At 44.4% G+C, this 24840-nt stretch carries 20 protein-coding genes; 12 read left to right on the plus strand and 8 right to left on the minus strand.

Features of this window, described 5'->3' with window-relative positions:
* Positions 1-182 precede the first annotated feature (182 nt).
* The 3 genes from QZW47_RS08770 (at position 183) to QZW47_RS08780 (ending at position 2472) form a co-directional block, all read left to right on the plus strand.
* Positions 183-815 (plus strand): flavin prenyltransferase UbiX, encoded by a 633-nt coding sequence (locus QZW47_RS08770; protein ID WP_293126156.1) that lies wholly within the window; start codon positions 183-185, stop codon positions 813-815.
* A 205-nt stretch (positions 816-1020) separates the two neighbouring features.
* Positions 1021-1899, plus strand: coding sequence for a LapA family protein (locus tag QZW47_RS08775; protein WP_293126158.1), 879 nt, complete (start codon positions 1021-1023; stop codon positions 1897-1899).
* Positions 1900-1905: 6 nt separating this feature from the next.
* On the plus strand, positions 1906-2472 hold the full coding sequence (locus QZW47_RS08780; protein ID WP_293126160.1) for a shikimate kinase: 567 nt from the start codon (positions 1906-1908) through the stop codon (positions 2470-2472).
* Between the two features lie 775 nt (positions 2473-3247).
* Here the strand turns inward: QZW47_RS08780 and QZW47_RS08785 are convergent.
* Positions 3248-3691, minus strand: coding sequence for a hypothetical protein (locus tag QZW47_RS08785; protein WP_293126162.1), 444 nt, complete (start codon positions 3689-3691; stop codon positions 3248-3250).
* 62 nt (positions 3692-3753) lie between these two features.
* Positions 3754-4158 carry an NIL domain-containing protein gene (locus QZW47_RS08790; RefSeq protein ID WP_293126164.1) on the minus strand — a complete coding sequence of 135 codons (405 nt, stop codon included), beginning with the start codon at positions 4156-4158 and terminating at the stop codon, positions 3754-3756.
* Between the two features lie 175 nt (positions 4159-4333).
* Here QZW47_RS08790 and QZW47_RS08795 point away from each other — a divergent pair, with 175 nt between their 5' ends.
* From QZW47_RS08795 to QZW47_RS08805, 3 genes are all read left to right on the plus strand, one after another.
* Positions 4334-4936 (plus strand): thioredoxin family protein, encoded by a 603-nt coding sequence (locus QZW47_RS08795; protein WP_293126166.1) that lies wholly within the window; start codon positions 4334-4336, stop codon positions 4934-4936.
* 471 nt (positions 4937-5407) lie between these two features.
* Positions 5408-8632 (plus strand): efflux RND transporter permease subunit, encoded by a 3225-nt coding sequence (locus tag QZW47_RS08800; RefSeq protein WP_293126168.1) that lies wholly within the window; start codon positions 5408-5410, stop codon positions 8630-8632.
* Positions 8633-9129: 497 nt separating this feature from the next.
* Positions 9130-10311, plus strand: coding sequence for an RtcB family protein (locus QZW47_RS08805; RefSeq protein ID WP_293126170.1), 1182 nt, complete (start codon positions 9130-9132; stop codon positions 10309-10311).
* Between the two features lie 200 nt (positions 10312-10511).
* Here QZW47_RS08805 and QZW47_RS08810 read toward each other — a convergent pair whose 3' ends face one another.
* The 6 genes from QZW47_RS08810 to QZW47_RS08835 all read right to left on the minus strand — a co-directional run bounded on the left by QZW47_RS08810 (position 10512) and on the right by QZW47_RS08835 (position 16253).
* On the minus strand, positions 10512-10778 hold the full coding sequence (locus QZW47_RS08810) for a type II toxin-antitoxin system RelE/ParE family toxin (protein WP_293126172.1): 267 nt from the start codon (positions 10776-10778) through the stop codon (positions 10512-10514).
* A complete protein-coding gene (locus QZW47_RS08815; RefSeq protein ID WP_293126174.1) occupies positions 10775-10984 on the minus strand; it encodes a hypothetical protein in 210 nt (69 codons plus the stop codon). The genes QZW47_RS08810 and QZW47_RS08815 overlap by 4 nt, the downstream gene beginning before the upstream one ends.
* Positions 10985-11030: 46 nt before the next feature.
* On the minus strand, positions 11031-14312 hold the full coding sequence (locus QZW47_RS08820) for a HEAT repeat domain-containing protein (RefSeq protein WP_293126176.1): 3282 nt from the start codon (positions 14310-14312) through the stop codon (positions 11031-11033).
* A gap of 159 nt (positions 14313-14471) precedes the next feature.
* Entirely contained in the window at positions 14472-14909 is a 438-nt protein-coding gene (locus QZW47_RS08825) for a hypothetical protein (RefSeq protein WP_293126178.1), read from the minus strand.
* A gap of 241 nt (positions 14910-15150) precedes the next feature.
* On the minus strand, positions 15151-15522 hold the full coding sequence (locus QZW47_RS08830; protein ID WP_293126180.1) for a DUF4278 domain-containing protein: 372 nt from the start codon (positions 15520-15522) through the stop codon (positions 15151-15153).
* A 386-nt stretch (positions 15523-15908) separates the two neighbouring features.
* Positions 15909-16253 carry a BON domain-containing protein gene (locus QZW47_RS08835; protein WP_293126189.1) on the minus strand — a complete coding sequence of 115 codons (345 nt, stop codon included), beginning with the start codon at positions 16251-16253 and terminating at the stop codon, positions 15909-15911.
* A 150-nt stretch (positions 16254-16403) separates the two neighbouring features.
* Here QZW47_RS08835 and QZW47_RS08840 point away from each other — a divergent pair, with 150 nt between their 5' ends.
* The 6 genes from QZW47_RS08840 to QZW47_RS08865 all read left to right on the plus strand — a co-directional run bounded on the left by QZW47_RS08840 (position 16404) and on the right by QZW47_RS08865 (position 24692).
* Positions 16404-16883, plus strand: a complete 480-nt coding sequence (locus QZW47_RS08840; protein WP_293126191.1) for a chemotaxis protein CheW — start codon at positions 16404-16406, stop codon at positions 16881-16883.
* A 411-nt stretch (positions 16884-17294) separates the two neighbouring features.
* Positions 17295-18620, plus strand: a complete 1326-nt coding sequence (locus QZW47_RS08845) for a CheR family methyltransferase (protein ID WP_293126193.1) — start codon at positions 17295-17297, stop codon at positions 18618-18620.
* Between the two features lie 29 nt (positions 18621-18649).
* On the plus strand, positions 18650-20404 hold the full coding sequence (locus tag QZW47_RS08850) for a methyl-accepting chemotaxis protein (RefSeq protein ID WP_293126195.1): 1755 nt from the start codon (positions 18650-18652) through the stop codon (positions 20402-20404).
* A 234-nt stretch (positions 20405-20638) separates the two neighbouring features.
* Positions 20639-22264 carry a CHASE3 domain-containing protein gene (locus tag QZW47_RS08855; protein WP_293126197.1) on the plus strand — a complete coding sequence of 542 codons (1626 nt, stop codon included), beginning with the start codon at positions 20639-20641 and terminating at the stop codon, positions 22262-22264.
* A 1-nt stretch (position 22265) separates the two neighbouring features.
* The gene (locus tag QZW47_RS08860; RefSeq protein ID WP_293126198.1) at positions 22266-23858 is read left to right on the plus strand and encodes a methyl-accepting chemotaxis protein; all 1593 of its coding nucleotides are present in this window, start codon (positions 22266-22268) and stop codon (positions 23856-23858) included.
* 165 nt (positions 23859-24023) lie between these two features.
* Positions 24024-24692, plus strand: coding sequence for a chemotaxis protein CheW (locus QZW47_RS08865; RefSeq protein ID WP_293126200.1), 669 nt, complete (start codon positions 24024-24026; stop codon positions 24690-24692).
* Positions 24693-24840 lie beyond the last annotated feature (148 nt).

Raw genomic sequence — 24840 nt, forward strand, 5'->3', positions numbered from 1 at the left:
GCCACGATTACACCCACATGAGCAAGTCGCGTGACTAGAATATCGGGAGCCGAATGCGATGAAAGTCGCACGTTCGGATCTAATTGGGAGGGGCGGGGCTTAATAGCCTCCCTCGACCTAACTCAATGGACACGCTCTCAATTCCTACTTGCTTCTTTCCTCAAACTTATTTCTGAAAAATAATGACAAATAACTACCCGCTAATTGTAGGAGTGACTGGAGCATCGGGATTAATTTACGCCGTGCGAACATTGAAATATCTCTTGGAGGCCGATCGACCTGTGGAACTGGTAGCATCAAAATCTACCTACATGGTTTGGCAAAGCGAACAGAACATCCGAATGCCCGCAGAACCAACTATGCAAGAAGAATTTTGGCGGGAACAAGCAGGAGTACCCAATTCTGGTAAACTCCGGTGCCATCCCTGGCAAGATGTTGGTGCTAATATTGCTAGCGGCTCGTTTCGCACCCAAGGGATGATGATTATTCCTTGTAGCATGAGTACACTAGGCAAGCTGGCGGCTGGCTTAAGTTCGGATTTGCTCGAAAGAGCGGCCGACGTTCAGCTCAAGGAAGGCAGAAAATTGGTACTCGTACCTCGGGAAACACCTTTTAGCTTGATTCACCTGCGAAATTTGACCACCTTAGCCGAAGCTGGAGCTAGAATTGTGCCAGCGATTCCCGCTTGGTATCACAATCCTCAAACTATTGAAGATTTAGTAGACTTTGTGGTGGCTCGTGCTTTAGACCAATTGGGGATTGATTGCGTTCCTCTCAAACGCTGGAAGGAAGAAGATTTGTCAGTTGTCAGTTGACAGTTGATAGTTGACAGTTGACAGTTGACAGTTGACAGTTGACAGTTGACAGTTGACAGTTGACAGTTGATAGTTGACAGTTAACAGTTGACAGTTGTCAGTTGACAGTTAACAGTTAACAGTTAACAGTTAACTGTTAACTGTTAACAGTTGACAGTTGACAAATGACTAATGACAAATGACTAATTACCAATAAAAATTCTATATGCGCGCTGTATTTTTGCTCGTGATTGTGGTAGGGCTAACTATTTTTGCCCTGCAAAATGTGGAGCCGGCATTATCGCTGGTATTTTTGGGAATTCGATCGCCCGCTGTACCCTTGTCAATCTGGATTTTGCTGAGCATGGCGGCGGGAGCTGTCACATCTTTATTGATTTCTGGTATGCTCTCTTTTTCAAATTACCTATCTCAACCGCGCGATCGCTCTGGCCGCGACAGTCGCAGCCAGAGCGATACTTTCCCGACAGACAGGAGGACACCTAACTCGCCACCTCCCCCTCCTAGAAAACAAGAAATTGACCCGGATCTGAATCGGGAAAATAGCCAAACTCAGTCTGCTAGTTACCGAACACAGTTCGGTACGCCGGCGGGCTACGGTGCCCGGACTTTTCAGCAAGAAACTCCGAATCCGGTTGGGGCGAAAGATTACGCTGCTGCGGGGAGTTCTATCGCAGATGATGAGGACGATTGGGTTTCTGATGGCTCAAAATCGGCAAATGGCGCCAGCGATGATGATTGGGGGGATGGCGATTTGGCTGCTGACTCGCAGCTAAATGACTTGGGACAAGGCGCAAATCCGAGGGATTACGAAACTAAACAGGAACCCAAAAGCAAGTCTTGGGCTGGCTCGGTATACTCTTACGGCTATCGAGATCCGAACCAGTCGGGGGTGGGACAAACTGAGTCTGTCTACGATGCTGAGTATCGGGTGGTGGTTCCCCCCCAAGAGTCGATACTTAACTCCAATAGCGCGGGAGTATCCCCAAATCCTAGCGCAGAAGCAGAGGACGATTGGGGATTGGATGAGGATGATGTATTTGATGAGGACGATCGCCCCAGCGGATCGATTAATCTGAAAAAATAGCAAAATATGGAGGATTTGGCGGTGGATTTATTGAGGGGAGTCAATCTGTATCTCGTCGGGATGATGGGTGCGGGGAAAACCACGGTGGGGCGTATTTTGGCTAGGGAATTAAAATACCGTTTTTTTGATACTGATGACCTAATTGTTCGAGTGGCGAATCAATCAATTGCTGAGATTTTCGATCGCCTTGGGGAAGAGGCTTTTCGGGAATTAGAAACGAAGGTGCTCGGCGAGTTGGCTGCTTATCAAAATTCAGTCGTGGCTACGGGCGGGGGGATTGTGGGGCGATCGATCAATTGGGGTTACTTGCACTACGGTATCGTGGTTTGGCTGGACGTACCTGTAGAACAATTGATCCAGAGATTGGGTTCTGACACCACTCGACCCCTACTGCGGGAAGGCGATGTCAAATCTAAGCTGCAAAGCCTTCTGAGCGAGCGAGAGCGTTTCTACACTCAGGCAGATGTCCGAGTGTCTACCCGTCGAGGCGAACAGCCTGAAGAAGTTGCACTCAGGGCGATCGAGGAAGTCCGAAAAGTTATCAAATCTCAAACCCGGGATGATATCAATTGATACGCTCAGAAAGTGAGTTTCTGGGAGAATAACAGATTTTTGAGGATTTTTTTATTCCGTAATAATACTGATTTCTGTCTGAAGGTGTCCATTGAACCGCCCAAGCTCTAAAAATCAACCGGGTTTGAGGCGAGGCGGTGCGTATGTTTTATTCAATGTGACGATTTGGCTGTGGGAGACTTTGTAGAAAAGTTAATAGCAGGCTTGTCTGATGCGATCAAGTCAGCTATTGATACCAGTTTAAAAACAGAATGCAACTGTAGGTGAGCGATCCAAAGCTTTACCCGATCGGTCATTTTGATTGAAAATTGAAAATGCTGTGAGTTCTCTCTCAAAATAAAATGGCCCCACCGCTGAAGGGCTGTAGGGCGCAAGGACAGTTAAACGCTAACTTCATTGTCAGGAAATTTAGCTTCGATGTTATCCTCCTATGTGACGATTTCGCGATCGTCCATTGACTCATCAATTCTCCCGTATCAAAAAATGTAACCCAAGATCGATCGAATTCCACCCGTCCTATCCTGAGAACAATACCTCATGCAATCTGACGAGCAGCTCCCTAAAGCTGCTTTTTTATTGGGTGCGAATTACTGATTCGGCATCTGTAGCTCGCCATGGTAAAAAATCCTATGATTGCCCCCCGACAGGGGCAATTAGCCCGGGGTGAGGTATTGAATAAATATCGGCTGTATTTTAGTGATAGGCGATCGGATTATTTTCCACTAAATATCCGCTGTTAGTTGCCGCATTTGGTGGGTAAATTTCCTGTTTCCAATTAAGAGAATACGAGCCTGCCTGTTTTTGAGAAAAATTCGAGGTAGCCACCCAACCCCAAACCGCTCAGAGAAACAGCAGCTAATACGCAAAAAGTCCGCCATCTTTGATGACCAAAAATTTGAATGTCAAGTCTTGCCAAAGCTCCGGCTGAAATTAATACTAAACCAGTCACAAAAAGGTGCATCCAAGTCACAACTATAACAGCCAAAAAAGCTGCTGAAATAATCGAAATAAAAGCACCCGCATCAGTCGAGATCCACCGCATAATCCATTTTTTGGTGCTTTTAAGGGGGAACGACAAAGCGATAGCTAACACAAAAATAGCAGCTACGGCTAAAAACCAAGTCATGTGCGGGGGAATATCAAATTCAGATAATTTCCAGCCAAAAATGAAGTAAGTAGTAAAAAGTAGAGCGAGCGAAAGCCAAGAAGTTTTTCTCATCTGATGAAAAGATTAGGGAAACCAGGTTAAAAAAGATGACCCCGATAAATATATGAGCGGTTTTAGAGGTTGGTAGAAATAGCTTGCACCGGACAAGTAGGGATGCACTGCTCGCAGACGATACAGCGCGATCGAGCAAACGTTAGTTTAAAGCTTTCTGGGTCAAGGGTCAAGGCTTCTGTCGGGCAAACCCCCGTACACAAGCCGCAGTGAACGCAAATATCTTCATCGATGAGAATTTCCCTGCTGGCTAGAGAAACGCCGATGTTTTGCGATCGCATCCAGTCGATCGCCGCTTCGAGTTGGTCGATGTCCCCTGATAACTCTAGCACCAGTTTGCCCACTTGATTCGGAGCCACCTGAGCGCGGATAATGTTGGCTGCAACATTAAAATCCTTTGCCAGTCGATAGGTGACAGGCATTTGGATCGATCGTTGGGGAAACGTCAGCGTTACCCGTTTTTTCACTTTAACCTCGGTAATTTACAAACAATCTTTCCGATCTTCAGTTTTAACGCACTTGAGTCTAATTACAGGCATCAGCCAATTTTAAGATAATATTGGTCTAATTATCTCAAAATATGGTATAATTTCGACCAGCTTATCAAAATAAAAACATAAAAATAAAATCGCGATTTATTTTATGAGTCTCAATTCGCCAAACTCAACTGCTGCCCCTGTACCCAAAGATTCCGACATCACAGCGGCCGCGCGCGTCAGAAACTTATTGATCGTATTAGCAGCGATCGCTCTTTCAATATCCCTCTTCTTCGGAGTGCGAACTCAAACGCCATCAAGCAGTCTCACCGAAATGGCAAAAGCCTCCGTACCATTGGAAACAGCCTTAACAAACGGTAAACCGACGCTGATGGAATTTTATGCTAATTGGTGCGGTAGCTGTCAAGCAATGGCTAAAGATTTGAGCGCCATCAAACAGCAATACGCCGAACCAATGAATTTTGTGATGCTGAATGTAGACAACGACAAATGGCTGCCAGAAATCACTAAATATCGAGTAGATGGGATTCCGCACTTTGTCTACTTAAACGATAAAGGCAACAGCGTTGCAGAAACGATCGGCGAAACACCCCGCAGCATTATGGAAGATAACTTAGAAGCTTTAATTGCCGGAAAACCTTTACCACACGTCCAAGCTTCGGGTCAAGTTTCTGATTTTACCCCCCCCACAGGGCCTGTAAAAACAAGTAGCTCAGACCCGCGCGCCCACGGCAGTCAAGTACAGTAGTCAGTTGACAGTTGACGGTTGACAGTTATCAGTTGTCAGTTGACAGTTGTCAGTTGACAGTTATCAGAAGGACAGGACAATCTAAGGGCGGGGTAGGAACAATGCCCCCCATAATAAAGTTTATTTGTTGTTGTGGAACAGGCATCTTGCCTGTTCCTATTTGTGATAACTTACAGAAACTCAACAGCCGATCGCAATTTATGCCAATTTCGGTTGAGGGCGACTACCTCTAAAGGAATATTCAAAAATAAATAATTATTTTTTATTAAAACTTATTATAATTGCAAAAAGCGCAGTGTAAATATTCGATCGATTGACAGTTGGCACAAGAGCCAGAAAAGTCGGTCGTTGGGTTGACAGCTACTTATCCCTGTTGGCGAGAGGCTTTAAACCAATTATTTGTGGTAAACTTTTCAATCTCAAATCTTGAATCGCCAATCTAAAAATCTAAAATCTAAAATCTAAAATAGAATGAGCGCCGACAAACCCGGATTCAGCATTAGCAGCCTCTCAATCCGCCGCCATATCGGCACCCTCATGCTGACAGTAGCAATTATCATCTTGGGCCTGTTCTACCTCACCCAACTGCCCGTTGACTTGCTACCCTCCATCACCTATCCCCGCATCAGCGTGCGCCTAAACGCCCCCGGAATTTCCCCAGAAGTCGCAGTGGACGAAGTTACCCGCCCCCTCGAACAAGGACTTTCCGCCACCGAAGGCGTCACCCAAGTTTTTTCCCGCACCCGCGAGGGACAAATCAGCGTCGATTTATTCTTTAAACCGGGCGGCGATATCGACCAAGCCCTCAACGACGCCACCGCCGCTGTCAACCGCATCCGCAGCCGACTTCCCGATACAGTTGAATCTCCCAGTCTCTTCAAATTTGACCCTTCCCAACAGCCTGTTTACGAATTTGCTATTACTTCAAATTCCCTCCAAGGAGTTGACTTGCGCGTGTTTGCGGATGAAGAATTAGCAAGAGAATTAAATGTAATTCCAGGTGTCGCTTCTGTTGACGTTTCCGGCGGAGTTAAAGAAGAAATTCAAGTCAATATCGACCTGAATCGCTTGCAAGCTTTAGGCGTTCCCGTCTCTGACGTGTTCGACGCCCTAGCAGCCCGCAACCTAGACACATCCGGCGGGCGGCTGCGACAAGAAGCCAGCGAACCTTTGACGCGGACTGTCGGGCGGCTGCGGAATGCGGGAGAAATCCGCAATCTGTCTTTTCAAGTATTGAGTTCAAACCCGCCGAAACGAGTTTATTTGCGAGATTTTGCGGAAATAATTGACGGTACCGAAGAAGAACGAGTTAAGGTATTTCTCAATCAGAAACCTGCGGTAAAAATTAGCATTCTCAAACAACCAGATGCCAATACGCTGGCGGTTGTGGATGGGGTAAAGAAACGCATTCAGGAAATGCAGAGTACAAATTTAATTTCGCCTGATATGCAGGTTGTGACTAGCTTGGATGAATCCCGATTCATTCGCAATTCTTTAGCAGATGTCGCCAATGCTGGTATTTCTGGGGCATTGTTGGCGGCTGTAGCAGTGCTGTTTTTCTTGGGTTCTCTCCGGCAAACGCTGATTATTTGTTTGACGATTCCTTTGTGTACTTTAGCTGCAATTATTTTAATGCGGCTGTTTGGACTGTCTTTGAATTTGTTTAGTTTGGGCGGTTTGGCATTGGGAATCGGACAAGCAATCGACACTAGCGTAGTTATTTTAGAAAATGTGATTGTTGGTTTGAGAAGTAATCCTCATCTCAATAAAGGGCGGATTAAAGATAGAAAGCAGCGCACAATTGATGAGTGTGTGGCGCGCAGTGAGGAAGTAGAATCATCGATGATTGCTTCTACAGCAGCCAACTTAATCTCAGTATTACCATTTTTGTTAATCGGCGGTTTGATTTCGCTATTATTTAATGAGTTGATTTTAACTATTAGCTTTGCGGTAGCAGCCTCTCTGTTAGTAGCTTTAACTATTGTGCCGATGCTCACTTCTCAATTGATGGCAATTGAGCGATCGAGCGGCATCAGCAACTTTGCGCCGATCGCCATATTTAACCGCAAGTTTGCAGACGCTACGGGCGGCTACGGGTGGTTTTTGACAAAAGTTGTGCGATCGAGGGTGTGGGTAGTGGCGATCGCCTTTGCGGTGTTAGGTAGCAGCAGTTTGTGGATGGCCGGTCAACTTCCCCAAGAAATTTTACCGCGAGTTAACACCAGTCAAGCGAGATTATTTGCTTTATTTCCACCCGGTACTAACCTAGAAACCAATCAAAAAGTCATGGAAGCAGCGGATGAAATTTTTCTCAAGCAACCAGAAACTCAGTACACTTTAACCACAGCCGGAGGACTACTTTTTGGCAACAATACAATAGAAAACTTGCTCAGAGGTAGCAGCACTATTACTGTCAAATCGGGTACTAATGTAGCAGCATTTGCCGATCGCCTCACAGCAGAAATCAATAAAATCGACCTACCCAAAAATACTCGCCTGCGCCTAGTTCCCGAATCAATTCGCGGTTTAGTTTTAAACAACTCGCCAGTACGAGGCGGCGAAATTGATATCATACTCCAAGGCGACAACCCTCAAACATTGCAGACAGCAGGCCGTCAAGTATTGAAAACTCTAGATGAGAAAGTTAAATTAGCGAGATTTCGACCCGATGGCGACCCCCAACAGCCGGAAGTACAAATTCGCCCCGACTGGGAACGCGCCTCACTATACGGGCTGACAGCTAAAGCAATTGGCGAGACAATTCAGACAGCAATTCAAGGCGCAATTCCCACTCAATTGCAGCGGGGAAACCGCTTAGTAGATGTGCGAGTGCAATTCGATCGCAATTCTGTACAAACAGTAGATCAATTGCGGTACATTCCGCTGCTAGGGAGAAATAATACTCTGGTGCGATTGAGCGACGTAACAGCAATTACCTTAGGAAAAGCCCCGGGCGAAATTCAGCGGCTCAACCAACGCCCGGTTTTCTTGATAGTCGGCAATTTGAATAAACAAGTTAGTTTGGGCGACGCCGTAAATCAAGTCAATGCAGCTTTATCTGAGATAAAATTGCCCGACGGAGTGCGAATTGTCCCCAGTGCTGCGGCCGAAACCAATCAGCAATTGCAAAATTCCCTAAAACTTTTGGGCGCGATGGCCACTTTTTTAGTATTTGTGGTAATGGCTGTACAGTACAACTCATTAGTTGACCCGTTGGTGATTATGTTGACAGTGCCGCTAGCTTTGGCTGGGGGGATTTTTGGGCTGTATGCGAGCAAAACTGCGATCGGTGCAACGGTGATTGTGGGCGCGATTTTGCTGGTGGGAATTGTGGTAAATAACGGGATTATTATGGTAGAATTGGCCAACCAAATTCGGGATGAGGAAAAGGTCGATCGCACGACAGCAATTCTCAGAGCCGCACCTCAACGTTTGCGACCGATTTTGATGACAACTATCACGACAGTTTTAGGTTTATTCCCGCTAGCTTTGGGGATTGGAGAGGGTTCGGAATTCTTGCAACCTTTGGGGGTTGTGGTGTTTTCCGGTTTGTCGTTGGCAACTTTGCTAACGCTGTTTATCATTCCGTGTTTTTACGTTTTGCTGCACGATTTCTTTGGTATGTTTGGATCTAAGAAGCCGCAGGCTGTGGCGATTCCCGCGCAGAAAACGGCGGGAAAGACCACAAACTTATAAAATGTAGCGTGCGAAGGTTCGTAGTGTGGACTTTAGTCCGCTCTTATTGCAGACAGTTGCTATTCCCGTGCAGAAAACGGCGGGAAAGACTACAAACTTATAAAATGTAGCGTGCGAAGGTTCGTAGTGTGGACTTTAGTCCGCTCTTATTGCAGACAGTTGCTATTCCCGTGCAGAAAACGGCGGGAAAGACTACAAACTTATAAAATGTAGCGTGCGAAGGTTCGTAGTGTGGACTTTAGTCCGCTCTTATTGCAGACAGTTGCTATTCCCGTGCAGAAAACGGCGGGAAAGACTACAAACTTATAAAATGTAGCGTGCGCAATGCGCACCTTACGATAAATATCCCCTTTACTCTTCAGTCCGCGAAGGCGGACTTTGTTTCTGTAGTAGCGGTTTCAACCGCCGACTCTTATCTTGAGTCGTATTGACATTAGGATAAATTTATGTTACAGGTGTAATACATAAACTCGATAGTCAAAATAAATTCAACCAAAATGCCCTACGAAAAGTTAGAAATATCTACCCCAAAACCAGTATTATCCTGGGCGAACCACGCCCTAGGCGAAAAAGAAACCAAGATGGCCGCCAACGTAGCATCTTTGCCCTTTGTATTCAAGCACGTCGCCCTCATGCCCGACGTACACCTAGGAAAAGGTGCTTTAGTAGGTTCAGTAATTGCCACAAAAGAAGCAATTATTCCGGCTGCTGTGGGCGTGGATATTGGTTGCGGGATGATGGCTGTAAAAATGCCATTTAACGCCAATAAATTAGAAGGAAAACTCAAACAAATTCGCCTCGAAATCGAAGCAGCAATTCCCGTAGGATTTGCCGAAAACAAAGAAGTCGAAAAAAGTGTCACCAACTGGCAAAGATGGGGCGATTTCAAGGAACTGCATCAAGGAGTGCAGCATCAAGACAATAAAGCTTTAAAACAGTTAGGTTCCCTCGGCGGTGGGAATCATTTTATTGAGGTTTGCGTTGACACCGAAAACTCTGTTTGGCTAATGCTGCATTCGGGTTCGCGCGGTATCGGTAATTTACTCGCACAACAGCACATCGAGACTGCTAAAGACTTAGCTAAACTGGCAGAAATTAGTTTAGCTGACAAAGATTTAGCTTATTTTGTAGCCGGTACGCCGGAGTTTGCCGCTTATTGGCACGATTTGCAGTGGGCGCAGGATTATGCCAGTTTTAACCGCGATATCATGATGGCTAGGTTTAAGAAAATTGTCGAAAAGCATCTCGCCGGAGGCAAAGTTACTAAGCCGCTATTACAAGTGAATTGCCACCACAATTACGCGGAAAAAGAGGTGCATTTTGGTGAGGATGTGTATGTGACTCGCAAGGGTGCTGTGCGCGCGCAAGTTGAGGATTTGGGGATTATTCCGGGTTCGATGGGGGCGAAATCTTTTATTGTTAAAGGGAAGGGAAATCTTGAAAGTTACTGTAGTTGCAGTCACGGCGCGGGGCGGTTGATGTCTCGCAGCAAGGCGAAGAATGTATTCACTCTCGATGATTTTGTGCGGCAAACTGAGGGGGTGGAATGTCGGAAAGATGCGGAGTTTTTAGATGAAATTCCGGGGGCTTATAAGCCGATCGAGGAGGTGATGCAGCAGCAGTCGGATTTGGTGGAAGTGGTGGCGACTTTGAAGCAGGTGGTTTGCGTTAAGGGGTGATGGGGAGAGGTGGAGAACAGGAATTACGCATGAAGACCCAAGAAACCGGGTTTTTATCGAATCTGCGGGTAACAACGAAGGATTTTCGTAAAAAACCCGGTTTCTCACCACTCGTCCGTAAGTCCTAAATACTGAAATATGAGAATGATAGAATATAGGAGCTATATATCGTGCCAGTCACCTCTATTAATTCATCTAAGTTAAGGAAAATATCTGTAAACTTCTTTGCGGTGCAACACCCTCACAAAAATGACGATATTTTCATCGAATGCTATACCAATTCTGTAGTCTCCGATTCTAATTCGATAGTAGTTACCGTCAGCTTTAAGCTTTTTCAAGTTGCTTACATCTCCGAAATTTTCAGCCGCCTCTACTTCTTCAATAACCGCCTGAATTCGTTGCAGTAGGGATTCATCGCGCAGATTGTTTAAATCTTTCTCAAAACTCTTTCTAAATTCAACATTCATTGTTTTCGTCCTAGAATATTGAAAATTGTTTCACGGCTGACTGGCTCGGTATTTTCGCCTTCTTGGATTGCTTTTTCTAATGCAATATCTTCAATGATTTCTGCTAATAAATCATAAACTATTTCCTTTCTTTCTTGAAGCAGTTCAACAATGGCACTTTTTATCAGTTGTTTCAGCTCGATCTCGTCTATGGTAATTTCAGACATAAAGCCTCCAGATTGGGAGTTGAGTTTAATCGTAAGATACTCTCTATTATGCCATCATCTCGCTAATCCACGCCACAATCTTGGCAATTAAGTTCGGTTGACTGGGTGAAAAAGTTGGCAAGGAAATATCTGCTTTTTCGCAGACGACACAAATCGCGCGATCGAATTTGCTTAAAGCTTTGAGAAATGGAGCGCTAAATCCTGTGGGTGTGGGTGAGAGTGCTGTGGAATCGTAGCAGATGAAAAACAGGGGGATTTCGCTTTGGCGGCGTAGGGAATTCCAATACAGTTTGAGTTTTTGCATGGTATCTGGATAGCCATTTTGCGACTCTGGACAATTTTGATTTAGCATCATATCGTAAATTTCAAGGGCGGAGTTTTCGGGTTCTATGAATTGGTGAGTGTCGATGCAAATTAGTTTTACTTTGCTGCATAAATCGGGTCGATCGTTAATGGCTTCGGCAAGGATTTGGGGTAAGTTTGCTAAGTTGAGGCTTGCTGTTGGGGAGTTGGGAAGGGTGTCTTGGTGCCAAGCTTGATAGAAGTCGGGGTAGGGTAGATTTTGGGCGTAGTGCCAGATTAAATTGTAGCAGTCATAATTAATTTCCTGAAAGTTGTTTAACTTAGCTATTAAGGCTTTAATTATGGTCAATGGCTTGTCTATTTGGATGTTCTTCAAGCTTTCTGTCCATATGTAAATGTAGGTGTCACAACGATTGGGTGAGTTGAGCAGTTGCACGAAGGTATTGATGGCTTTTTGATTGCCTGGGTCAATTTTCCCTAAGCTTTCTGCTACGTTGCTACGGGTAAAAATACGAAGATTGGGATAATTGAGCAGTTGCACTAAAGTATCGATAGCATTTTGATTACCTTGGCCAATTTTCCCTAAGCTTCGTATCACCTCTATTATAGAGATATAATTAATATTGGGATAATTGAGCAGTTGCACTAAAGTATCGATAGCATTTTGATTACCTTGGCCAATTTTCCCTAAGCTTTCTGTTACGTAGCGACGGATATCATTATCAAGATGGGGTGAATTGAGCAGTTGCACTAAGGTATTGATGGCTTTTTGATTGCCTGGGTCAATTTTTCCTAAGCTTTCTGCTACGTTGCTACGGATATCATCATCAAGATGGGATGAATTGAGCAATTGTGCCAAATCATCGCTCACGGTTTTATTGGCTTGACCAATTATCTGTAAAATTCTTGGCGCTCGTATACGGGTGTCAGCATTAAGATTGGGAGAGTTGAGCAGTTGCACCAAAGTATCGATCGTTTTTTGATTGTTTGGGTCAATTTTCCCTAAGCTTTCTGCCACTCTTAAACGGTCGTAATTATAGATATCCGGTGAATTGAGCAATTGCACTAAAGCATTAATCGCTTTTTGATTACCTGGATCAATTTTTCCTAAACTTTCTGCCACATCCCTACGGATATAATCATCAAGATTAGCAGAGTTGAGCAGTTGAAGCAAAGCATCGATCGCTTTTTGATTGCCTTGACCAATCATCCCTAAGCTTACTGCCAGTAGGCTACGAGTGTTATTAGAAAGATCGATAGAATAGAGCAATTGAATCAGAGTATCGATGGCTTTTTGATTTCCTTGACCAATTTTCTTTAAGCTTGCTCTCACTATTGAATGACTGTAATGAGTGTGATCAGGAGAAATGAGCAGTTGGACTAAAGCATCGATCGCTTTCTGATTGCCTGGGTCAATTCTCCCTAAGCTTTCTGCCACTTCCCTACCGGTGTCATCATCAAGATTGGGAGAATTGAGCAGTTGCACCAAAGCATCGATCGCTTTTGGGAGTTGCGTCTGTTCTAATGCTTCCCTAGCTGCATTGCTGATTACTCTATCGCCATTATAAAAGCCCCACCTAACAATCTGTCCTATTACTTCATCTATTTGGGAATAATCCTGAAACTCCGCAATTGCGGCTGCTGCTAAAAAATACGCTCGATATTCATAGAAGCCTTTGTCTACATCGTCTTGAGAATTCCATTTTCCACATCCATCCTCAAAATTAACCAAAGCATCAATAAATTCCTGTTTCTGCTTTGCTTCTATCTCCCCTCGTCCCAACCACAGCAAAATTACCTCTCTCCACTGCCGCTCAAAAATACGGTAACGGTCAGAAACTGGGGGGATTTGGTGATCTAAGAAATAGTGCCAATCTGTAATGGCACAAGCAGCGAAATATTCCTGAAACGTGGGATGGTAGAAAGCATAAACTGGCTTTTTCGTGCGAGTATCCCTGTCAACCAAAACCAACCATCCCAATTCATCTGCTAAATCAAACCACTGTTCCTCCATCTGCCCGATCGCAAATTCTTGCTCGATCCGAAACCGATTAGCACTTTCCATCGCCGCTAAAGCCAACTTTGCCAAAGCTTGTTGAATCTGTTTTTTATCCGTTTCCTTCAATACTCGCTGTTTCTGCTGAAATTCCTCTTTTTTCCAGTCAAAAAAATAAGTAGTAAACTGCTCGTAAAGTGCCGCCTTCGTTGACGGCAAATCCCGTTCAGCTACGCACCAAGACTGACACAACATCGACAACCGCAGGGGATTGCGTACCAGTTCCCGAATTCGCTCTTTTCCCGGTGCTTTTAACTGTTGCTGTAACCGTTTTCCCTGGGAATGCCAAGAAGTTTCATTGTCAGAATTGCGCCGTTTCTCATCCTGACTCGCTTGCTCAAACCACTGGTGAATAAACTCATCGACATCATCGGGTTCAAATTCCAATGTTTTATAAGTCTCAAAATTCGTCAGCGTATTGCTAATCGCCGCATCCCAAACATTCAAACGGCAAGTTAGCACCACCCGCGCTTTACCCACCCAGTCTGTTAGTTGATCTCGAATTTTCGCCAACGCCTGCACGGGGGATTCGGCGGCCATTTCATCCACGCCATCAAGCAGCAACCACACTTTACCTTGACTGAACAGTTGTTTGAGTGCTTTCCCGATCTCTGGTGTTACATTTTCCGCATCAGCATCGATAAATTGCAGCGCTTTTTTCAGCCAATTATTGAGTAAATAATCTTCAATGGTGCTTTCTCGTAAATCTGCCAGTCGAATACAAATCGGAAAATCTGGGGAATTTTTCGGCAACCGTTCCGCCAATTCTCCTAATAGCGTTGTTTTTCCCGCACCCGGTTCGCCAATAATCGCGATATGCTTGCCTTTTTCGGTGCGATTTTCGGCAATCACTTTCTGGAAAAAAGCATCATCTTTATAAGTTTGGACGATTTGCAGTTCTGGTTCTTTCTGGCGCGACTCTTCGCCTGTGGGGTTTGGTATGGGGTTTGGTGTTTTGGGACGTTCCATTAATCCCAAGGGAACGTAAATATTTAATTCATATTGTTGTGCTGTTGCTTGGCGGCGGAGTTGTTGAGTTTCTATAACTTTGTTGCAGATATCGCGCCAGTTAACTTCGATAGTCTCGGTGAGATTCGATTTTTCCCCGTTCTCAAAGGACGGAGGCAGTCAGAAGTTGTTAGTCTGGTTCTGGATATTACCTTGATTGATAACTCCCTTTTCTTGCAACTTCGACCAGTTCAGGTTTTGGATGGATGGTTGTTGGGACTGGAGCTTTTTCATTTCCAATTGGATATATTCGGCAAGTCTGGGATTTGGATCTGCCTGTGCTGCTGCTAGCAATTGGATTAATATTTGTTTGAATTCGTCATTTCGATCGGCTACTGATTGCACTTCCAGGATTGCTTGACCGTAATCTAAAGGTTGCTCAGGCACAAGTTCGATCGCACTCGCCGTATCTGGAGACTCGTGTTTGAGCACTGACCGGAATTTTTGAACCGATTGAGTCAACGCATCTCCAAGGTTTTCTCCAATTTTTTCCAAAGCTTTTGTTCCTAATACGGTTGCCATCGCAGTTCCAGCAGCCGTCAGCGCCAAAGGTTCCATAAATTATGAGTAGGAGTTTTCATGGTTTGTAAATTTATAACATAATTTTTGTATAAATGCAAAGCTGCACATTTTCGTTGAGATACTGCTGCGACTAGGCGAGAAACTAAAACAAACTTTAATCAGATCGCACAATTGTTGATGTAGTCTTAGAGAATTTCAAAACCACAGCAAAAAGGGGAAATTGAATTTAACTCAACTTCCCCATCTTGACAAACGTCGTATTTTCTGAACTTATTTCCTAACAAGCCATCTGCTGCCACTCTCTTTCTAGCAAACGCAGCAGCTTTTCATCGCCCTTGGCTGCGGCTACTTGTTTCCGTCGATCGAGAATACTGCAAATATGCGCCCGGTGAACTTGCGCCAAATCCGTAGCAGTTGGCGCAGATTTAACCGCCGCATCAAGGGCGTCAACTGCTGTGACATTGTGCTGGGCTTGAAAATCTCGCTTTGTGGTAAAGTTGATACCGCCGTATTTTTTGGGGACAGCCAGGTGTCTCGGATACCGATAGTTCCAGTCTTGACCCCGATATTTGCCTGCGACTTCGCCTTCGATCATATCGACTGTCGGAATGTCGCACTCGTAGTTTGCACCGCGATAAGTGAGTTTCATATTTTTCGAGCCTTAATATTGAGATAAAAACGGTCAGTCGATTTTGGATTTTGGATTTTAGATTTTAGATTTACTTCACAGATGAATCTGGTAGTTGGGACTTTGGCGTTGCCCTGAGCGCAGTCGTTGGGTCTAAAATTTGGCGATCGACACTGGTGTCCCAGCTTGTACCCGTTTTTGGGCGGGTTACGCTAAGCTTGCTTTTTGTAGCTAAAACTATTTAAGTTTCTGTATTCAATTATACGGTTTTTTAAGTAAAATGTGTTTGTTTACAAAAATTAATATTTTGAGGGTGAGAAGGCAGGAAAAAACCCGCCGCAGCGGGTTTAATCGAGCTTTGACTAATTCGATCGTACTCAGAGCCAAACAGATTGAGATCCGAGGAATTACCCGACTGTCACTTGATCGGTTTGCACGCCTGTGGCGCCCTCTTCAGCAGAGGCGATCGCCACCAACTTATCCAGAACTTCCTGGCTGGGAACTTGACCTTTGAGAACAACCGTGCCACTGAGTTGAGCAACCCAAACAGTCTCAATATCAGCAACTTCTGAATCGCCGTCAAAAGCCAAAGCAACCCGCTTCGCCAGGCCACTTTCGTCAAAATTTCCGTCTGGGCCGACTTTAGCAGGAGCAATGGATTGTGCTTCAGCAGCTTGCTGTACTACTTCTGCCATCGGTTGAGCCTGCTCTTCAGGCTTTTCCATTCCGAATAGTCTTTTAAACCAACCCATAGTAGTTGAGTCTCCAGAAAATACACTTTTCCCAAGATAGCTCTAGAATGCCAAAAGACTCCTAATTGTTGCAAAACTAAGCGAAAGTTCTCAAAATTTTTTTCCGCTAGACTTGCAAAATATAAAATCTCTACTGGTATCCCGATGTTAATGTTGCTCTTTTATGTAGGGGACGATCGCTATGCCTTGGATAGCAGGCGAGTAGTCGAAGTAGTGCCCACTGTCACCTTGAAAAAACTGCACAACGCACCGGAATACATTTCCGGCTTGTTTAACTACCGGGGACATCTCGTCCCGGTGATCGACTTGTGCCAAATGCTACAGGGGACGGCGGCCCGCGCTTACTTGAGCACGCGCATCGTCTTAGTCAATTGCCAGTTTCCCGATACTTCTGAGGGGAACGGTGGCAGTTTGCGCGGCCCCCTAATTTTAGGGCTGATGGCGGAAAGGGTGACAGAAACTCTCGACAAACCAGAAACCGAATTTGTTAGTCCCGGCATTAAGATTGACAGCACTCCTTATTTGGGAGAAATGATTGCAGACGATCGCGGTATGATTCAATTTGTCAGGGTAGAACATCTGCTGCCGGAATCCCAAAAAACTTATTTGCTTCCCCAACAGGAAGGTTGACAGTTGACAGTTGACAGTAGACAGTTGACAGTTGACAGTAGTCATGGGTAATGGGTAATTGATAATTGGTAGTTGGTAGTTGGTAGTTGGCAATTGGTAATTGGTAATTGTGGGCAGGTCCGAAAGTTGATAACTACGATATTAACCAATACGGTTTACTTAAGGCTTTTTGAGGAATTTCTTAAGTCAACCATATTATGGTAGGGGTGGGTTTAGCTAACAATCTATGAAATAATTGACTGTATTAAGGCAAAACCCGCCCAATACAAGTAAACCGTATTGCGATATTAACGCATTAGCTAAAGGTAGCTGTCAACAGTCAACAGTCAACAGTCAACAGTCAACAGTCAACAGTCAACAGTCAACAGTCAACAGTCAACAGAATGAACGCAAATCTACGAGCTAAAATCAATGATACAAGCAGCAATTGAAGCTCTACTCAGACAAAAAATTGGTTTGGATGCCCTGACTATTGGTTCTAATACAATTACTAGAGCCGTGAACCGTCGGATGGCAGATTGCGGTTTGACTGATATAAATATTTACTTGGCAAAACTGCAAACATCCCCTCCAGAATTGGAAGAATTAATCGAAAGTGTCGTGATACCGGAAACTTGGTTTTTTCGCGATCGCGAACCTTTTGTTTTTTTGAGCCGCCACGTGCTTTCAGAATGGTTGCCCAAAAATCCCGGCAAAACCCTGCGCGTGTTGAGCCTTCCTTGCTCGACGGGGGAGGAACCTTACTCGATCGCGATCGCCCTACTCGAAGCTGGTTTAAATCCGAGCGACTTCAGCATCGATGCGGCAGATATCAGCAAAGTTGCTCTCAAAAAAGCGGCTCGCGGAGTTTATGGCAAAAACTCTTTCCGCGACAAAAACTTGGATTTTCGCGATCGCTATTTTACTCCGCTGGCGGGAGACCTTTATCAGTTGAATGACTCAGTGAGACGGAAAGTTAATTTTATTCAGGGAAACATTCTAGACAGCTATTTTTTAGTTGGTCAAATTCCTTACGATGCAATTTTTTGCCGCAACGTGTTAATTTACTTTGATAGTGCAGGCAGAAGTCAGACTGTGCAACTTTTAAATCGGTTGTTGAAACCAGCAGGAATCTTGTTTTTAGGTCACTCGGAAAGCGGGCAAAAACTGCCTCCTCAATTTGTTTCGGTGCGTCACTCCCTAGCATTTGCTTACCGCAAAACCGAAATTCCCCAGAATCAAGGCGAGGTAAAACAACAGGCGACTAACATCAATCATTCACGGCTAATTCGGGAGTTGAAACGCACAGAAAATAGGGATAAAGCCCCGATTTGGCAGTGGCCAAGTGTGAGCGGTAAATCCTCTGCTTCCCAGGAAAAATATCCGAGAGAGGGCGATAATTCGCAGGTTTTGCCAATTCGGACGATCGCCCCGACACCAGCTCCTGCTAAGCCTGCTAGTGCCGATTTAGACGCAGCACGCCGCGCAGCCGATCGCGGACAATTGCAGGAAGCCGCCAAACTGTGCGAAACTTACCTCAGTCAAAATCCCACGAATGCTGATGCTTACGTCTTATTGGGGCAAGTTTACCAAGCAACGGGCGATCGCCAACAAGCTGAGCAATATTTCCAAAAAGCAACTTACCTCAAACCGGATCACTATCAAGGGCTAATTCACCTGGCTTTGCTCAGAGAAGAGCGAGGAGATATTGCCGGTGCTGCGATCGTCCGCCAGCGCATTCAGCGAATCGAAAAATAGCCCGATAAGTAATAACTGAGAACCGAAGCATGGACAACATTTTTAAGCATATGACTTTGCAAAGACGCATGATCGCTGCGTTTGTGTTCATGGGGGCGATCGTGCTGGTAGTGGCTTTAGTCGGCGCCAGCGGTAATTTTCGGCTATCTGCACACCTAGAGTCGCTCGCCAACAACGCTTATCCGAGCACCGTAGCTTTGTGGAAAATCAACGAAGGACAAACACAGGTGCAGTCTTCCGATAGAATGCTGCTCAACGAAGCAATCAATGCTGACCAAAGACGCCGAGAAATCGCCAGAATAAATAAGGCTTGGCAGCAGATAAATCAAGGTTTTAAAGAGTACGAAAAACTGCCGCGCGATGAAGATGAAGAAAAAATTTATCAAGAATTTAAACCGCTGTGGCAAAGGTGGGCTGATGCTCACAAACAATTCCAACAACTAAATATAGAATATGAAAAAGTAGGAATTATTAACCCCAGACAAATCCAAATTGATTTGCTAGAAAAAGGTCAAAATAAGTCACCAGAATTAGCAACTGCTAGAGCAGCAGTCGAGGTGCTTAACAGAATGAACGAAAAAGCGTTTAATGAGAAAATAACTACATTTCAAGCTGCGACAGAGGGAATGGTAGAACTCCTCAACTACAATCGCAAATTAGCAGCAGATTCGGCAAAATTAGCCGCAGAGGATATCACTCAAACTCGGTTCTGGGTGCTTTTAGGCACGCTGCTGGGCCCTTTGACGGCTGTAGTGTTTGGACTGTACTTTAGCAATACGATCGCCAAACCGTTAGGCGCTAAAATTGCTGGAGTTGTGGATGTAGCCGAGAAAATGTCGATCGGCGATTTGACTTCTGAAGTTCATGTCAGCGAAACCAAAGACGAAATCAGCAAATTGCAGAACTCATTCCGCAGCATGAATCGGGGTTTAGCCGCATTAATCAAGCAAGTGCAAACATCGGGAATTCAAATCACTTCATCAGCCACCCAAATAGCAGCTTCTGGCAAACAATTAGAAGCCACAGTCAACCAACAAGCAGCATCCACAAACGAAGTTGTAGCTACTGCCAAAGAAATCGCCTCCACCAGCGGTAAACTCGTAAAAACAATGGATGAAGTTTCGCACATGGCAGAGTCAACTGCCCGCGAAGCTGGCTCCGGTCAAAAAGAGTTAGGTCGCATGGAAAATACTATGAAACTATTGGGAAATTCCACCAACTCTATCTCTAACAAACTTGGAATAATTAGCGAAAAAGCTAACAATATCAACAGCATAGTTACCACAATTACTAAAGTAGCAGATCAAACTAATTTACTTTCTTTAAACGCAGCCATAGAAGCTGAAAAAGCCGGAGAATACGGCATGGGTTTTGCCGTCGTCGCCCGCGAAATTCGCCGCCTCGCCGACCAAACAGCCGTGGCAACTTTAGATATTGAAAACATGGTAAAAGAAATGCAGTCAGCCGTTTCTACTGGGGTGATGGAAATGGATAAATTCTCCCATGAAGTCAGCCGGGGGATGGAAGATATTCGCAACATCGGCGTGCAATTAGCCGAAATTATTCAGCAAGTACAATCTCTCACTCCCCGCTTCGATTCGGTAAATCGAGGTATGGAAGCTCAATCAGAAGGAGCTCAGCAAATTAGCGAAACGATGGCCCAGTTGGCTGAAACTTCCCTGCAAACTGCTGATGCTTTGCGGGAAATTAATAGTGCGATCGCGCTTTTGAACGAAGCAGCCCAAGGGATGCGTCACGAAATTTCTCGATTCAAAGTCAGTTGAGCGTTACTCGTAACCCAAGATTCGTCAGGATCGAACAATCTCAAATCACAAATTTTAAACCTCTAATGTTATCATATGATATTCAATAAATTAACCCTAGTAAAAACTGTTGGTAGTCAGGACTTCATTCCTCAGGATCGGCAGAGTGAAACCCTCACTACAAATAATTTGATGTGGGTTATTTTATGCACATAATATCGGCTCTTGCTAGCGCCAAAAGGAGATGTAATTTAAGTGCAGAAAAAATTAACTATTAAACAAATTTTGTGGAGGGGAATCGGCACAATTTTTATGTTAATATTTATAGCTAACATTGTCGCACAGCAAACTCAAAATACTTTAGTTAAGTCTTTAGACAACGTTACTTTGAGCTATAAAATTTTGCAAGAATTGGCAGAGTTAGATATGCTCCTCCTGGAGGCTGAAACCGGGCAGCGCGGTTATCTGTACACGGGAAAAGAGAATTTTTTAGACCCCTATAATAAAGCAAATGCCAGCATCAACGTGCAAGTAGCAAAGTTGAAAGAGAAGATTAGAAACCCAAAACAGCAACAAAAACTCGGTGAACTCCAAACCCTGATTAGAGAAAGAATAGATTATTTAGAAAAAACTATTCAACTCCGCAAATCAGGTCGAGAACAGGAGGTAAAAAAAATAGTAAGCGCTGGAACGGGACTGAAGATTATGGCAAAGCTGAGGGGAAAAATTACAGAAATTAAGGAAGCAGAAAATCAATTATTGGATAACAGGAAGAAATTAGGTCGGGAATCTGAGATTTTTTCAACTTACTTTGCTGGGGCCAGCACTGTGATGATTGTGGGAGTTGGTGCGTTAATTTCTTGGATAATTATCCGGAACATTGCCCAATCTTTGGGAATAGCAGTAAAAGTTGCAGAAGAGGTATCGGCGGGAAATTTAACTACCAAGATTTCCGCAAGTTATCAGGGAGAAATTGGCAAATTGCTCGCCGGATTTCAAAGCATGAGTCACAACCTAAATTCTTTGATAGGGCAAGTGCAGAATTCGGCAATTCAAGTAACAGCTTCGTCTCAGGAAATTTCCGCATCTGGAAAACAATTAGAAGCGACTGTGACAGAACAAGCAGCTTCGATTATAGATGTAAAAAATACTACCAAAAATATTGCTTATACTTCTCGGGAACTGAAGCAGACAATTGAGGAAATTACTTTTACATTCCAAACTACAACCATAGCTGCTGAGGGCGGGCGGCGTAATTTAAGCCAGATGGAAAATACCATGCGGGATTTAGCAACTGCTACGAGTTCTATTTCTAGCCAACTAACTAACATCAGTGAAAAAGCTAACAATATTAGCAGAATTATTCTGACGATAACTAAAGTTGCTGACCAAACTAATTTACTGTCTTTGAATGCTGCAATCGAAGCCGAAAAAGCGGGAAAATATGGTAGCGGTTTTGCCGTAGTTGCCCTAGAAATTAGGCGCCTCGCCGATCAAACTGCTGTTGCTACTTTGGATATAGAAAAAATGGTTAAAGAAATGCAGGCAGCAGTTTCGAGTGGGGTGACGGAAATGAATAGTTTTACTGAAGAAGTAAATGATAGCGTTGAGGATGTCGCAAGTGTGAGCTGGCAACTGACTGAAATTATCGAGCAGGTGCAAGCTATCACTCCGCGTTTTGAAGTTGTAAATCAGGGTATGGAGGCTCAGTCAGCAGGAGCTCAGCAAATTAGCGAGGTGATGGTGTATCTGAGTGAATCATCGTCGCAAACGGCGGACGCATTGCGCGAAATTAACGGGGCTATCTCTCAATTAAATGACGCATCTCAAGGTCTGCATCAAGAAATATCTCGGTTTAAAGTAAGCAGTAAGGAATCGTAAAATGTTTAAAAATATCAGTTTCAAACAGCGGATAAATGCTGCATTTATCTTTCTAGCAGTGATTGTTTTAGCAGTGTCCTCTATCGGTTGGATGGGGAATTATCAGCTCGGCGGACATATTGATACGCTAGCTAATAATTCCCTGCCGAGTATTAGTGGCTTGTGGAAAGTTAATGAAGGACAAACACAAATTGAGTCCTCGGAACGGGCTTTGCTGGATCTGGAACTCTCCCCAGACGAAAGAAAAACTGAGTTGACGAGAATCCAGAAAGCTTGGGAGCAGATTAATGATGGTTTTAAAGAGTACGAAAACACGCCCCGGAGTACGGATGAAGATAAATTGTACAAACAATTGCAGGAAAAATGGGATATTTGGAAGAAAAATCATCAAGCTTTTTTAGATTATAATAAAAAATTTGATAGTTTGGGAATTGCCAACCCATTTAAAAGGCAGATTGAGCTGATAAGCCAAGGTAATACCAAATCGCCCGAGCTTGATGCTGCTAGAAGGGCTGGCGCGTTTTACAATCAATTGAGCGATCGCGCAAAAGGGAATCGCCCCTCCTTTGAAGCAGCTACTAACTTAATTTTGGAAGACCTCAAAATTAATGAAGCTACCGCACAACTAGCTAAACAGGAGTCAAAAAACGATATTAGTCAAACCACTTTTTGGGTAATTGTTGGCACGATCCTCGGGCCGCTAACAGCGGGACTGTTTGGACTGTTCCTCACGGGTGCGGTATCCCAAACTCTGGAAAATCAAATAGATATGTCCGGTATCAAAATTAGCGGTTCTACTAATCAAATTGCTGCTTCTGGTAAGGAATTGGAAGCGACGATGAACCAACAAGTCGCCTCGACTAACGAAGTGGTAGCTACCGCTAGAGAAATTGCTGCTACTGCTATGCAACTGGCGAGGACAATGGATGAAGTTTCCCAGATGTCCCACCAAGCTGCTCAATCGGCTGGTGGTGGTAAACAAGAAATTGGTCGCATGGAGTCCACGATGAATAAATTAGCAGATTCTACCAGTGCTATTTCTGGTAAATTGGGAGTTATTAGCGAAAAAGCTAATAATATTAACAGTATTATCACGACGATTACGAAGGTGGCGGATCAAACTAATTTGCTTTCGCTCAACGCGGCTATTGAAGCGGAAAAAGCGGGTGAGTATGGGTTGGGTTTTGCAGTTGTTGCGAGGGAAATTCGGCGGCTGGCAGATCAAACGGCGGTGGCTACTTTGGATATTGAAAATATGGTTAAAGAAATGCAGTCTGCTGTGGGTGTTGGTGTGATGGAAATGGATAAGTTTACTAATGAGGTGCGCCGGGGGGTGGAAGATGTGCAAACTATTAGTTTGCAGTTGGAGTCGATTATTCAGCGGGTGGAAGCTTTAACTCCGCGTTTTGAAGAGGTGAATGAGGGGATGGACGCGCAGTCTCAGGGAGCTCAGCAAATTAGTGAGGCGATGGTGCAGTTGAGTGAGGCTTCTTCGCAAACTGCGTCGGCACTGCGGGATATCAATGGGGCGATCGGGCAAGTTAACGATGCTACACTTGGTTTGCGTCACGAAATGCTAGCGTTTTTAAAGTAAATAGGGAGTGGGCTACTCAACTCGATTTGTTAAAATAATAACAGGTGTAGCCAGGATAAATCTCAAATTGAATCTTTTTTATAATAGGAGCATATCTGAATAAAATCTAAAATCTAGCAGCTAAAAACTAAAATCTAAAAACTAAAATCTAAAATCTAAAATCGAATGACTGATGATTGCTGGAATCGGATCGGAGTTGGGGGCGATCGCACTTGTCCCGAATTAAAAAGATTTATTCACTGTCGTAACTGTCCTGTGTATTCCGACGCGGGCCGCAGTTTGCTAGAACAGGAATTGCCCGCAGGATATCTGGAAGAGTGGACTAATTTATTGCGATCGAGCCAAGGAGTAACTAACGCCGTTACCGCTGCGGGTACTGTGTCTGTAGGTATTTTTAGGTTGAACGGCGAATGGCTGGCTTTACCCGCCCAACTTTTTAAAGAAGTGACGCAGATATCTGTCATTCACACTGTGCCGCACCGCAGCAATAATATATTTATTGGTTTGGTGAATATTCGGGGTGAAATCCAGTTGTGTATTTCGCTAAAAGCACTTTTGGGATTGGAAGCAGCAGATGCTAGCAGACAAAATATTAGTCCTGTTGTTTACCAACGGATGGTAGTTGTTGAGAGAGAAGGTAGTCGCTGGGTGTTTGAGGTAGATGAAATTTATGGGATTCACCGCATTCTGCCGGAGCAAATCAAAAATGTCCCGGCTACTGTTTCTAAAGTGCCAGAAACTTATACTAAAGGGATTATAAGTTGGCAGGGGCAAAGTGTTTGTTATCTGGATGATGATTTGCTGTTTTATACCTTAACTAAAAAGATTATCTGATGCAAAACCTGGCGAATGGAATTCGTTTTTACACACATAAAATCTGGCGAATGGAATCGGGCGAATGGAATTCGCGTCTACACAGGCGAAACCCGGATTGCCAAGGATTGAAGAAGACCGGGCGAATGGAATTCGCGTCTACACAAAC

The sequence above is a fragment of the Microcoleus sp. bin38.metabat.b11b12b14.051 genome (assembly GCF_013299165.1).
GTDB lineage: Bacteria > Cyanobacteriota > Cyanobacteriia > Cyanobacteriales > Microcoleaceae > Microcoleus.